The organism is Paenibacillus sp. FSL L8-0435, assembly GCF_037965655.1.
Classification (GTDB): domain Bacteria; phylum Bacillota; class Bacilli; order Paenibacillales; family Paenibacillaceae; genus Paenibacillus.
Genome location: NZ_CP150185.1, coordinates 711,552 through 724,983 on the forward strand (window position 1 = coordinate 711,552; position 13,432 = coordinate 724,983).

14 protein-coding genes are annotated in these 13,432 nt (G+C 47.3%); 9 read left to right on the forward strand and 5 right to left on the reverse strand.

Going from position 1 to position 13,432, the window contains the following annotated elements; translation table 11 throughout:
- Positions 1-29: 29 nt before the first annotated feature.
- From NST33_RS03370 to NST33_RS03385, 4 genes are all read right to left on the reverse strand, one after another.
- The gene (locus tag NST33_RS03370) at positions 30-716 is read right to left on the reverse strand and encodes a hypothetical protein (RefSeq protein WP_339306734.1); all 687 of its coding nucleotides are present in this window, start codon (positions 714-716) and stop codon (positions 30-32) included.
- Between the two features lie 177 nt (positions 717-893).
- The gene (locus NST33_RS03375; protein WP_221818684.1) at positions 894-1,061 is read right to left on the reverse strand and encodes a hypothetical protein; all 168 of its coding nucleotides are present in this window, start codon (positions 1,059-1,061) and stop codon (positions 894-896) included.
- Between the two features lie 466 nt (positions 1,062-1,527).
- Positions 1,528-2,349, reverse strand: a complete 822-nt coding sequence (locus NST33_RS03380) for a zinc ribbon domain-containing protein (RefSeq protein WP_237178463.1) — start codon at positions 2,347-2,349, stop codon at positions 1,528-1,530.
- A 73-nt stretch (positions 2,350-2,422) separates the two neighbouring features.
- Positions 2,423-3,373, reverse strand: a complete 951-nt coding sequence (locus NST33_RS03385; protein ID WP_237178462.1) for a YafY family protein — start codon at positions 3,371-3,373, stop codon at positions 2,423-2,425.
- A gap of 84 nt (positions 3,374-3,457) precedes the next feature.
- On the opposite strand from NST33_RS03385, the gene NST33_RS03390 reads away from it, so the two are divergent.
- The 7 genes from NST33_RS03390 to NST33_RS03420 all read left to right on the forward strand — a co-directional run bounded on the left by NST33_RS03390 (position 3,458) and on the right by NST33_RS03420 (position 7,976).
- Positions 3,458-4,153 (forward strand): response regulator transcription factor, encoded by a 696-nt coding sequence (locus NST33_RS03390; protein ID WP_211085189.1) that lies wholly within the window; start codon positions 3,458-3,460, stop codon positions 4,151-4,153.
- Complete coding sequence (locus NST33_RS03395; protein WP_339306738.1) at positions 4,146-5,234, forward strand: HAMP domain-containing sensor histidine kinase; 1,089 nt, start codon at positions 4,146-4,148, stop codon at positions 5,232-5,234. Before NST33_RS03390 ends, NST33_RS03395 begins: the two co-directional genes overlap by 8 nt.
- Positions 5,235-5,333: 99 nt before the next feature.
- Complete coding sequence (locus NST33_RS03400) at positions 5,334-6,197, forward strand: M15 family metallopeptidase (protein ID WP_237178460.1); 864 nt, start codon at positions 5,334-5,336, stop codon at positions 6,195-6,197.
- 28 nt (positions 6,198-6,225) lie between these two features.
- Positions 6,226-6,786: a VanZ family protein gene (locus NST33_RS03405; RefSeq protein ID WP_339306741.1), complete on the forward strand. Its 561-nt coding sequence runs from the start codon at positions 6,226-6,228 to the stop codon at positions 6,784-6,786.
- Between the two features lie 13 nt (positions 6,787-6,799).
- Complete coding sequence (locus tag NST33_RS03410; RefSeq protein WP_339306743.1) at positions 6,800-7,009, forward strand: hypothetical protein; 210 nt, start codon at positions 6,800-6,802, stop codon at positions 7,007-7,009.
- A gap of 218 nt (positions 7,010-7,227) precedes the next feature.
- Entirely contained in the window at positions 7,228-7,626 is a 399-nt protein-coding gene (locus NST33_RS03415) for a hypothetical protein (protein WP_339306745.1), read from the forward strand.
- Between the two features lie 35 nt (positions 7,627-7,661).
- The gene (locus NST33_RS03420; RefSeq protein WP_339306747.1) at positions 7,662-7,976 is read left to right on the forward strand and encodes a hypothetical protein; all 315 of its coding nucleotides are present in this window, start codon (positions 7,662-7,664) and stop codon (positions 7,974-7,976) included.
- A gap of 109 nt (positions 7,977-8,085) precedes the next feature.
- Here NST33_RS03420 and acnA read toward each other — a convergent pair whose 3' ends face one another.
- Positions 8,086-10,800, reverse strand: a complete 2,715-nt coding sequence (gene acnA, locus NST33_RS03425) for an aconitate hydratase AcnA (RefSeq protein ID WP_076216727.1) — start codon at positions 10,798-10,800, stop codon at positions 8,086-8,088.
- Between the two features lie 362 nt (positions 10,801-11,162).
- On the opposite strand from acnA, the gene NST33_RS03430 reads away from it, so the two are divergent.
- Both NST33_RS03430 and NST33_RS03435 read left to right on the forward strand, forming a co-directional pair.
- Complete coding sequence (locus NST33_RS03430) at positions 11,163-12,182, forward strand: amidase domain-containing protein (protein WP_339306749.1); 1,020 nt, start codon at positions 11,163-11,165, stop codon at positions 12,180-12,182.
- A gap of 137 nt (positions 12,183-12,319) precedes the next feature.
- A complete protein-coding gene (locus NST33_RS03435; RefSeq protein WP_036614110.1) occupies positions 12,320-13,420 on the forward strand; it encodes a D-alanine--D-alanine ligase in 1,101 nt (366 codons plus the stop codon).
- Positions 13,421-13,432: the final 12 nt, after the last annotated feature.

Below are 13,432 nucleotides of genomic sequence, written 5' to 3' on the forward strand. Positions count from 1 at the left end.
CCTGTTACTTCACTCCAAATCCGCTACTATTATCGAGCCACGCCTAAATTCTTCTCCAAATACGCCGCAAGCAATGCCAGCGGGCTATGGATTGGAATACCGCGATCTATTGTAACCTGTGCAGCTGCTGGAGCCATAGAGAGTTGGGCTGCCACTATCGTTTTACCCGGATGCTGCTCAGCAATCTGCTGTAAGCCTTCACGTACCGCTTCGAGATACCCTTGCTGATCTCCACGCATAATCAACTCAAATGTCCCAGGGATGCACACGGCATCTGTCTGAGATGTCTTGGCAACGTGTAGTTGCCCATTCTCATCCTCTTGCTGTAATGCCTGATTCACCCGCGCCATAGTGCCTTCAATAGTTGCCGGGTTGGTGAATGCTATTATGTAATCTCCTGCTACTCGCCGCATCTCCTGCAATAACGGATCATCTATGCCGATCACAGGCACAGGGACCTGTGAGGCTTCCTGCTCCAGTACTGTCGCAAAGAGGGTACACGTGACCAGAATGGCATCGGCATGACACTCGGCGATCCATTGGAGCGTCTGGGCTACTTTCTGGTGAATGACGATCTCGGAAAAGTCAGCGTCATGTTTAAGACGATCCAGACCTGGATCGACGTAATGGACCAATTCAACTTCATGAGGAGCAAGCGTCTCTTCAATTAAGGCGATGTTGGAATAATGAGCGTGAAAACAACCAATGGTGATCATGTGCTAAGTCCCCTTTTACAGTTCGTATATGTCATGGATCTTGTAGATATTTAAACCATTATAGAAACACATCTGAGAACTGTACAGTTGTTTGTTACTCAACGCCAATAACCGCCCCTCCGCCAAGCCGCGGAAAGACGGTCGATAACCGGATTCGAATAGGGTCCGGTGTCCATTTTATCGAAGGGAAGGAGAAGCGCTCTTCTTCGCCATTTTTTGCTGCAGAATTTCATGAAAGGATAGACCTTGAGTGTTCTCATTCTCCTTTTTAGGAGCAGTGGTCGCCGTGTTGCGCGGATATTGGTGGTGGTACGGGATCATTTGCTGAATAGGCATGCGGATCATCTTGGTTCCTCCTTTAATGCATTTTTTTTAAATTATGTATTTCGACTGGTTATGTTGCCAGGTGCACATATAGGTACATATGACTTGTTAGACGAAATAAATGACTTTAGAATATAAATCCAATTGGATTGTAGTGATTTTACCCGGTTTTAAGGAGATGTAAACGGTTTTAGGGAAATTCAGGAGTAAAGAACCTGATATGAGAGGTTTGATATGGGAGGATCGAATCGGTTGTTATGTGAATAGTCCCAATTTTAAGGAAGTCAATGGTACCCGCTTATGAGGCATATTGTCTGGTTAAATGATGCAAAGCATGCTAACTAACTTGGTACCATGGTCGGGTTGTTTAGGTGGTTATGTAGTTCCGGATATAATAAAAAACTGCCGAGCGAACCCGGCAGCTTGCGTAATATGAAAAAGGATGCGAGGAAACTTTGATCCTGTCTGAGGTGGCATTGTGTTGGTTTTATCTATTTTGATGAACAGCGATGTATATATCTACTTGTACACTTTCGGGATTCAGGCTGCGTTCATCATACAATTCAAAATCCCCGGTGAACGTACGATCGCTTTGTTTCTCCCATGCCCACACGGCTCCCCAAGCTTCGCCAACAACCTCTGCCATCGGTCCTTTTCTGGAAGTGAATACGGCGTAAGTTGCAGGAGGGAGTAAAATGTCGTCCAATCCTTCAGGCAATGATTCGTTCGGACTGACCTCATGCCCTACCAGTATGGTGTATTCACCGGTTATGCCATCGGAGTAATCCGTGTAACAGCCATAGCGGGCGGCTTCAGGTGCAGGGAGGTGATCTGAGGCAAAATAATTGTTCCAGAGTCCCTGAATACAGCCTTTGCCACTGATCTCAATGGCGTTGGTTGTGCGGGCGGATACGCCAGCAAGACGTTTGCCTGGGAGCGTGACATAACGAACGGGCTGGGCAGAGAACGAATGATCTGTTGTTACCTGACCAGGGTTAGCAGAACCAGTAGTAGAGTTTTCCACAAGAGATTGAGCATGTTGATCCGTTGTATTCGTGCGCCAACGTTTCAAAAAAGGAAGCTGGTTACGCAGCATCGAACGAGCGGATTCCTCGTCCATGCCCTCGTCCTTCAGAATGGCAGTGCACATCTCGGTCATGCCTTCCAGTGACATACCTGGCTGCTCGAACTGACCTTCTTTGTAACAATAAATACAGTACTCACGGGTTGTGCTTCCATCTGCTTCCGTTCCGAATTGGGCAGGGGTTGTGAGCGGCATGCCGCAGCTTTGACATACAGTGACGTTCATGATTAGTTCCTCCTTATATAGGTACAGATTGAATATATCTGAAGTATACGGGGAGGAACTGGACAGCTGTCTGTCAGGTTTGAGTCGGGGAGATATAATTTTGTACAATTTGCTCCGCGATACGGCAGATCTCGTCTCGAATATGCTGAGGTTCCAATACTTCAACGTCCGCGCCGAAGCCCAGGATGAACCCATATAACCAGCCATCCTCGGGAAAAGCAACTTGGCTAATATAATACCCAGTCCCATCAGGCATGACGTTCTCGATCCCAAACCATTCTTCCGCAATATGACGGACGCGAGGATGGAATTTCAAGGTTAACCTGGCTTGATTGTCCGGACGGCTCCATTCCTGTTGCCAGGGTCTGTCCTGTGGGTTGATGACTTTACGCTCGAATTGCTCATTAGCAAGCATGACATCTTGCATACGCACAAGTTTGAACATGCGAAATTGATTCCGCTCGTGGCAAAAAGCATACAGATACCAGGAATGTTTCTTGAGTACGATGGTATGAGGGTCGGCAGTTCGGTGAGTCTGGATACCTTCCGCACTGCAGTAGGTAAAGGTTACGGGTCGTAATTGATCCATACCCTGTTCGATAAGTTCAAGCTTGATTTTCAGCGCTTCTGGATGCGTCCAGGTTGAATAATCCACGATGAATCGATTGGTATTGGCCTGAAAATCGTCATTTTTGGATTCAGGTACGATACTGCTGAGTTTTTCGACCAGAAGCTCTCGCGCCGCATTAGCATGGGAAGTGGATACACTGCGCAGTGCAGTGACGATAGAGGCGAGATCCTTGTCTGTTAATACGTTTCGATCCAGCCGGTAGCCTTCTGCCAGACCAATCCCGCCGCTTGCCCCCTGATACGTCACCACCGGGATGCCTGCTTGACCCAATGTATCGATATCCCGATAGATGGTCCGGATCGATACTTCGAACATATCTGCCAAGTCTTTGGCTTGTACCCGTCCACGATTGATTAGCAGCACTACGATGGCTAATAAACGCTCCAGTTTCATATGTATGGATTCCTTTCATTGGTTTATCTGTTGGATTCAAATATGTTATATTGTTGAGCATCACACATAGGAGTGGAATAAGCAATGAAGCGAATTACGATTCTGATCGCAGACGATGAAGTTGAGATCGCTGATCTGGTTGCTTTACATCTACAAAAAGAAGGATATCACACCATCAAGGCCTTTGACGGGAAGGCGGCGGTTCAAGCTGTTCAGACCCAAGCGATAGATTTGGCGATTCTGGACATTATGATGCCTGGCATGGATGGGTATGAGGTGACCCGCAAAATTCGGGAGCAGCATCATTTACCGATCATTTTCCTGAGTGCCAAAACGTCAGATATGGACAAAATTACGGGACTTGTGATGGGCGCGGACGATTATATGACCAAGCCGTTCAATCCGATGGAGCTTGTTGCCCGGGTTAACTCCCAGTTGCGTCGTTCTCTGCAATTCAGCCAGTCTGTGCCTGTTCAGAGGTCCATTCTGGAGAAGGGTGGGCTCATCATCACGCCAGATCAACATCGCGTTACACTCTACGGCAAACCAGTGGAACTAACACCGAAGGAGTTCGACATTTTGTATCTGCTCGCGAGCCACCCCAAGCAGGTGTTCAGTGCAGAAAATATTTTTGAACAGGTATGGGGAGAAGCTTATTACGAGAGTGGGAATACCGTGATGGTCCACATTCGAACCCTGCGCAAAAAGCTGGGGGAAGATGTGAACAAGAACAAGTTTATCAAAACCATCTGGGGCGTGGGGTACACGTTTAATGACTAAAAGAAGAAGTTTTCGCACAACCATGATTATGTTGTTAGGGTTAAGCATGCTTGCCTCTGGCGCAATTACCTATGGGATTTATAAGCTTATGCAAGCCTATTATTCGGGTGTCCGTGCAGAAGATCAGCTCGCTGAATATCGTCATTTTATGAAAAGTATCGGAGATATTTATTTCTTCCTGATTTTATTTATCCCACTGGCCATTTTGTTTTTCTTTTGGTTTACCAAGCCTTACGCGACGTATTTCAAGGACATTTCTACAGGGATCAGACATTTGGCCAATGGAGACTTTCAGCATCGTGTGCAGATCTCCTCGAAGGACGAGTTAGGTACGATTGCAGAGGATGTGAATCTGGCAAGTGAGAAGTTAAGGGAAGCAGTGGAACGAGGGGATTTTGCTGAAAATAGTAAGGACCAGCTTGTTGTCAATCTGGCGCATGACCTGCGAACGCCGCTGACGTCTGTGCTTGGATATTTGGATCTGCTCATGAAGGATGATCAGCTAACGGAGGAGCAGGTACGGCACTTTACGTCGATTGCATTCACCAAATCACAGCGTCTGGAGAAGCTGATTGATGATTTGTTCGAAATTACCCGCATGAATTATGGCATGCTGCCTATAAACAAGACACGGCTGGATCTTAGCGAACTGCTGAAGCAGATGAACGAAGAGCTCTATCCTGTATTTGAAAAGAACCAACTAATCGCCCGTCTAAAAATAGACACTGACCTTACGGTCTCCGGTGATGGCGAGCTACTGGCTCGTGTGTTCGAAAATCTGCTAATTAACGCTGCACGGCATGGCAAGGATGGCATGTATGTAGATATTAATGGATATCGGGATGCAGAACAGGTCATCATTCAGGTAATTAACTATGGTGGACATATTCGTCCGGAGGAATTGCCACATATCTTCGATATGTATTACACCGGAGATCGTGCCCGGACTCCTCAGGAGGGTGGGACAGGCCTCGGACTGTTTATCGCTCGCAATATTGTGGAGCAGCATGACGGTATAATCTCGGCCCAGAGTGATGTGGTACGGACGCAGTTCGAAGTTCGTTTGCCCGTATTTCAATGAGGTCTGATATCAAATTTAAGAAAAACTTTAAAATTGCCCTGCTTTTTCTTTAACTTGTGTTGTCTATCCTTGATGTATGAGGTAAAAGGAGGAGCAAGCATGAAAAAGTGGGGCTTTTTGATATGTATCATTTTGATCGGATATATCGTTACGCAATCACCGGGATGGATTCAGCAGAAGGATGAGTTACCCATCGAGATTCAGAATACGCGTGAGAATCCCGCAGGTTATACCGTAACCGTCACCGGAAACATTCAGGATCAGGTACATAAGGGCAACTTGTTACTGGTGGATAAGCAATACCCCGTTCACCCGGAAGGGGTTAAATCCGATATTGTATATGTGGCGCATGAGGATGATCTGCTTCGTGGATATGGAATACTGGATCAGAAAATCATGTTATCACGACAGGTGGCGCAGGAGTTTCAGAGGATGGTTGAAGCAGCAGGCGAAGAGGGAGTCAGATATTTTCTCGTCAGCAGTGGGTACAGGGATTTTACGAAGCAGGACGAGTTATATCGGGAAAAGGGTTCAGACTATGCACTTCCTGCGGGACACAGTGAGCACAATCTTGGGTTATCCTTGGATATTGGCTCCAGCCTGGCTGCGATGAATGAAGCACCAGAGGGTGCATGGCTGGAGAAGAATGCATGGAAATACGGATTTATTTTACGTTACCCAAAGGATAAAGTGCGCATCACCGGTATTCAGTATGAACCATGGCACTTTCGATATGTAGGGCTGCCGCACAGTGCTGTCATGTATAAGAATAATCTGGTGCTGGAAGAGTATCTCGATATGCTTAAAGAGAAAGAGAACATTACTGTTGAAGTAGAGGAAGAGCAGTATCATATCCGCTATTATCGGGCCACCCGAGACACAACCGTTTACATACCTGAGCAAGGCCAAACTGAAATATCGGGTGATAACATGGATGGCATCATTGTCACCGTAAAGAAATAACAGGGCAACACAAGGGAGGCAAAACAACATGAAGCAAAACAACCAGAAGAAAAGCAAACATTACATCCTTTGGATTGCCGTTTTCACTATCTATTTATATCTGCTGACTAAGCTGATTCTGTTTAAAGGAAGCCCGGTCGATTTTGGCATCGTGAAGGATCGACTGATGGCGTTCTTGCAACAACCGGATCTGGTCCATACCCGAACCGTCAACCTGACACCATTTCAGGAAATCTCACGAGACTGGAACAGTCTGTCGTTACATCGTCCTGGCACCGCAATCCATCTGGTAGGCAATATACTGGCCTTTATCCCACTGGGCATCTTCATTCCCGTGTTGACGGGTAATAAGTTATTCTCTGGAGTAAAGGTAATCTTGCTGTCTCTGCTGCTCAGTCTGGGCTATGAAGTGACACAGTTAGTGACTGGTATGGGCATATTTGATGTGGATGATCTGATGCTTAATACACTCGGCGGCTTCATTGGATATATTGTTTTCACTATGGCTATGGGTCTGAAAAAGGTGTTGGTGGGAGGAGAATCCCGCGTGACGACGAAGAAGTTAAATTCTAAGGAAAGTCACGTGTAAGGAGGGGAACAACTTGATTATAATGGCTGTACTGTTCATTAGCGCAGGGCTAATGTTTCTCGTGTATCCACACAAGGTAACGGATGCTTCGGAAAAACAGATTGCGGAGCGAGTGATCATGTCTAGATGGGTTGGAGGCTCGTTAATTGCTCTGTCGTGTCTGTTTCTGATCATAGGTACGATTCAACTGTTAGATCAAGCCTCACATCACATTGGGCATTAAAAGGCAGTTGGCCTTGAAGCAACGGAAAATACACAAATACTGAAACCAAAGGCTCTCCATCACTGTGCAGATTGCACGTTACGGGGAGTTTTTTTTGTTGTTTCATAAGGTATCAAATTTAAGATAGGACCAGTGAACTTTGCGAGTAACATCGCAAATGAGGTAGAGTAGAGATGATGCGTTAGTACCTATTTCTTACAAAAAAAGGAGGACATACATTGTATTCATTAGCTAAAGAACTAGCAGGACGAATGAAAGCCATTATGCAAATTGAAACCGAAATTGCTGAAGCTAAGATTGATCAACAGGCTGAAGAGATCATACTTGGTATGGAAGAGAGAAGATCAGCTTTAATAAATAGTGTCACACGTGATGAATTAATGGTCATCCAAACAGTGATGAACGTAGGAAGGTCAGAAAGAGGGTATCGTTATCATTTTAATTCGGAAGACGTTGAGATTATTAACCTTCCCATTGAGTTAAACGAGCATGAGTTGATGCAGAAATATTCCTACTATCTGATACATAAGACCAAAGAGGAATTAGCATATGGAATTGAATATCATACGCTTGTCTCATCATTTCTAAAAGAAGGTATAGAGATCTTGAAACTCTAGACCGTTACGCGACATACTAATAGGAGGTTTGCAAGATGATAATGAAAATTTCGTATTATACGCCAGATGGATTCTACTATTATGTCCCCGATCAATATGCAGAGAAGATGGAAGAGTGGAGAATTGAATTTTCAGATTTTTTGCAGAGTATAGAGGGGAAACATCCATTCACAGAATACATAGAGTCCATTAATTATGAGGGTGAGCTGGAATATGCCGTTTTTGTAAGATGCTACGGAGGAGATGAGTTTGTAGACTGGATTAACGTAGAGAAATTAAACGGCAGAGGTATATATCGTATAGCTGAACCACCTGATGATTCGGAAGTTGGCTTGAAGATTGATTTTTAAACGTATCCCGATTATAAAAAGCAAAGCCAAAAAAGCTCCCCACCACGTGCTGATTGCACGTGGTGGGGAGCTTTTTTGTATAACTTCATCACATTAATGATTTATATCATTAAGCTTTTTTCATCATTTGACGCAATACAGTTTGCAGGATACCGCCGTTATGGTAGTAATCCACGTCAACCATGCTGTCCAGACGAGCGATAACAGGGAAGTCGAACTGTGTACCGTCTTCACGAGTTACGGTAACTTTCAACTCTTGTCCTGGCTTCACATCATTGCTGAGGCCAGTAATGTCATACGTTTCACGTCCGTTCAGACCAAGGCTGGACCAGCCGTGACCTTCCTGGAATTGCAATGGCATTACGCCCATGCCGACCAGGTTACTACGGTGAATCCGCTCGAAGCTTTCTGCGATAACGGCTTTGACGCCGAGCAGGAATGTTCCTTTTGCCGCCCAGTCACGGGAGCTTCCTGTACCATACTCTTTACCAGCGATAACGATCAGGTTCTGTCCTTCATCCTGATACTTCATGGAAGCATCGTAGATGGACATTTCCTCGTCCGTTGGCAGGTACTTCGTGATACCGCCTTCTGTACCAGGAGCTACCTGGTTACGAATACGAATGTTGGCGAATGTACCACGCATCATTACTTCATGGTTACCACGGCGTGAACCGTAGGAGTTGAAGTCTTTGCGCTCTACGCCATGTTCTTTCAGGTATAATCCAGCCGGGCTGGATGGTGCAATATTACCTGCTGGCGAGATGTGATCCGTTGTTACGGAATCCGCAAGCAATGCCATAACACGTGCAGAACGGATATCTGCGATATCGTTCAACTTGTCCCCAAGCTCTTGGAAGAATGGAGGGTTCTGAATGTACGTGGAGTTCGGGTCCCACTCGTACAATTCGCCTTCCGGTACAGAAATTGAATTCCAACGCTCATTGGCTGTAAATACATTCTCGTACTTGTTGCGGAACATCTGAGCGTTCAGGGAACTTGCGATGGTATCCTTGATTTCCTCGGATGTAGGCCAGAGGTCTTTCAGGAATACAGGCTCATTGTTCGTATCATAACCGATTGGATCGGTTTCAAAGTCAATATTCACTGTACCCGCAAGTGCATATGCCACAACGAGTGGTGGTGATGCCAGGTAGTTGGCTTTAACCTGTGCATGCACACGGCCTTCGAAGTTACGGTTACCGGACAATACAGCCGCTACGGTCATATCGTTCTCAGCAATAGCTTCGCTCACTTCGTCCGGCAGTGGGCCGGAGTTACCGATACATGTTGCACAACCGTAGCCGGCAACGTTGAATCCGAGTTTGTCGAGATACGTGATCAGACCTGCTTTTTCCAGGTACTCGGTAACCACAAGGGAACCTGGTGTCAGACTGCTTTTCACATATCCTGGTTTGGTCAGGCCGCGTTCAACTGCTTTTTTCGCCAGTAGTCCCGCTCCAACCATAACACTTGGATTCGAAGTGTTCGTACAACTTGTGATCGCCGCGATCACAACAGCGCCTGCCTTCAGTTCACTGTTGGAACCGTCCGGATGCTTCACAGGTACGGATTGTTCGATTTTCTCATCGCTCAGACCGTAGCCGCCTTTATCTACAGGTGTGCGGATGATGCTGTTGAAGCTTTCTTTCATTTGTGTCAGCTCGATGCGATCCTGTGGACGTTTTGGTCCGGCAAGACTTGGTACAACAGAGCCGAGATCCAGTTCAATCACATCTGTGAATTCAGGATCAACGGTGCTTGAAGTACGGAACATGCCTTGAGCTTTGTAATAAGCTTCAACCAATTCTACCTGTTCGTCAGGACGGCCAGTGTTACGCAGATAGTTCAACGTTTCACTATCAACAGGGAAGAAACCGATCGTTGCGCCATATTCTGGTGCCATGTTGGCTACTGTTGCACGGTCAGCCAGACCGATGTTGGCAAGACCTGGTCCGTAGAACTCTACGAATTTACCAACAACGCCTTTTTTACGAAGCAATTGGGTAACGGTCAGTGCAAGATCCGTTGCTGTTGCGCCTTCACTCAGGCTGCCTGTCAGTTTGAAACCGATAACGTCCGGTGTTACAAAGTATAGCGGTTGGCCCAGCATACCTGCTTCGGCCTCGATTCCACCAACACCCCAACCAACAACGCCAAGTCCGTTAATCATGGTGGTGTGGGAGTCTGTACCTACGAGGGAATCCGGGAATACAACTGTTTCGCCGTCAACGGTTTTTGTTGCTGCCACGGAAGCCAGATACTCCAGGTTAACCTGGTGAACGATCCCTGTGGATGGTGGAACTGCACGGAAGTTGTTGAACGCCGTTTGTGCCCAACGCAAGAAGCGGTAACGCTCTTCATTACGCTCAAACTCAACTTTGATATTGTAATCAAGTGCATCGTTGGTACCAAAAGCATCAACCATAACAGAGTGGTCGATAACGAGATCGACCGGTACGAGCGGGTTGATCTGTTTTGGATCGCCGCCTGCTTTTTTTACAGTATCACGCATTGCAGCGAGGTCAACGACAACCGGTACACCGGTGAAATCCTGCAGAACAATACGTGCAGGGATGAATGGAATTTCCTTGTTATTGTCACGGCCATCTGCCCAGCCGGTCAGTTGTTTTACGTGTTCTTCGGTGATGGCACGTCCGTCGAATTGACGAATTGCTGCTTCAAGCAACACTTTAATGGAGAAAGGAAGCCTGGAAAGATCGCCGTGGCCGTTTTCCTGAAGAGCATCGAGACTGTAGTAGCGGTAAGACTTGCCTCCAACCTCAAGACTGCGAGCGGCGGAGAAATGATTCTTTGCTGACATACATGTACCTCCTTGGGATGTGTCGGTGAGATGAAGAAAACGTTCATTTAGGTGAAGAACAGGCCTTCATCGTTCCGTGTTCTTGTGTGTTAGTTTCATCAGATGAAACGTAATTTCATAATCATAACTTTAGTTTTAAGTATACCGTTTTCACCTCCGTACGTAAAGGTCTTTTTGCCTGATCAAGCAAGCTTTTGGACCGATGAAGGCGTTTTCGTGAAGTGAGCAGGAATAAGATATCTCGTGTACCTGTATTTGCCGAATTTCGGATCTCCCTCCTGAGCCGTGTACATACAACCGAAGACCCTTTCATATGAATAGTAGGAGTTTATATACGCAATGAAATATTCCAGACAGAACTCATGCCAAAGGGGGACACAGGCTTGGAACGGGAATGGAAGAGTGCCTTATATACTTACGTGAACCAGTACAATCGCTGTGAGATCGACTACCGTCCACAGACCAGCGAACGGATCGTTACCGATCCTGACTTCGTGGTGGAACGGGGAGAGCGTATGGCAAGGCTGGACGAATGGTATCGTAAGCGGCGCGCCGTGCCTCTTCGCAGCGAGACCAGCGCCAAGCTTGTTCGCACGCTTATGGATGGCCAGGAAGAAGCGGTGGTGGATGTACAGTTGTACAGCAGACTGTTCTACGAGAAGAGCGGGATCACCCACCGGGAGGACCGGATTGAGCGGGAGCGGTTAACCTTTCTGCGGCAGAGTGGTGGATGGATCATTGGGCGGGTCGAACGGGAAGTGCCGGAGCGTCGCCCTGCTGGGGAAGGACGTCCGTTTCAACAAGCTGATTTTGTACAGGCGATGAATCGGCCGCTGCTGAATCGGGAAGTGTTGGGTCAAGGAAGAAGCTCACGGCAACAGTCATATCGCAGAGATCTGACAGTTGCCTATGCAGATCGGTGGTGGAATGCGGGAAATCCGGCATTTGAGGAATTTGATGTGGATTGTACCAATTACGTGTCCCAATGTCTCTTTGCAGGGGGCGCACCCATCCACTATACTGGTAGAAGAGAAGCCGGCTGGTGGTATAAAGGGTATGTGAACGGCTCCGAAATGTGGAGTTACAGTTGGGCAGTTTCCAACAGTCTGGAGCGTTATTTGTCAGGCAGCAGCTGGGGTCTGACCGCGACAGAAGTGGAGCGTCCTGAGCAGCTGATGCTCGGTGATGTTATTCTCTACGATTGGGATGGAGATGGACGATTTCAGCACAGCACCGTTGTGACCGCGTTTGATGCGGGCGGCATGCCGCTTGTTAACGCACATACGGTTAGCAGCCGTCACCGATTTTGGGATTACCGGGATTCTTACGCTTGGACGGAGCGGACGGTATACCGGCTTTTTCATATTGCAGATGAGTTTTGATGACGAAAGATTTTCGGGATGCGGTGACGCAGACATCCAGTTCCGTGTAAAATAAGACCAGATAACGCAAGCAGAATAACAAGGGTGCTGAGCATGCAAACATGACAGCATCAGGCACAGATAATCGGAGGGTACACATGAGTATGGATAAATTAAAAGTAGGCGTCGTGTACGGCGGAAAATCGGGCGAGCATGAGGTGTCGCTGCAAACGGCGTTTGCTGTAACAAACGCATTTGATTATGAAAAGTATGAACTGGTTCCTTTTTATATCTCCAAGCAGGGGACGTGGAAAAAAGGACCTGTCATGCATGCGCCGTTCGCGCAGATTGAAGACTTGAAGCTGGAGCAATCGGCGGGTGGAACGCAGGATGCGCTGAACGCCCTGTTTGGCCGTTTGTATGGCGGAGCAGAAGCACTGGACGTGATGTTCCCACTGCTGCATGGTACGTTTGGAGAGGATGGCACCATTCAGGGCATGTTCGAGATGGCGGATATGCCATATGTAGGTGCAGGTGTACTGGCTTCGGCTGGCGGCATGGACAAAGTGGTCATGAAAAAGCTGTTTGCACAGGCTGGCATTGACCAATGTGCCTTTACGTATTTTAACGCGACACAATGGAAGCAGACAGAGCACGAAATGATCGTACAAGTCGAAGATCAGCTGGGGTATCCATGTTTTATCAAACCGGCGAATCTGGGCTCCAGTGTAGGCATCTCCAAAGCACGTAACCGCGATGAGCTGAAGACAGCTGTCGAGTTCGCACTTCGGTATGATACGAAGGTTGTCATTGAGGAGTTCGTTGAAGCCCGCGAAGTTGAGGTCAGCGTCCTCGGCAATGACGAGCCAATGGCTTCCGTTCCAGGCGAGATTGTATCCTCCGGTGAGTATTATGACTATGCGGCCAAGTATATTGATGGTCAATCACAGATGCTGATTCCAGCTCCACTGGACCCAGAGGCCGCAGACCGCATTCGCGAGGCAGCTTTGCAGGCGTTCCGTGCGATTGAAGGTAACGGTATTTCACGTGCCGACTTCTTCATTCGGAAAAATGACGGCGCCTTGCTTATTAATGAAGTCAACACCATGCCTGGTTTCACACCATACAGCATGTATCCACTTCTTTGGCGTGAGACAGGTGTATCGTATGCCGAACTGCTGGATCGCATGATTGAACTGGCACTGGAGCGTTACAACCGCAAGCAGGCACTGAATTACGAGAACGGCGTACAGGCGTAGCCTGCGACCACA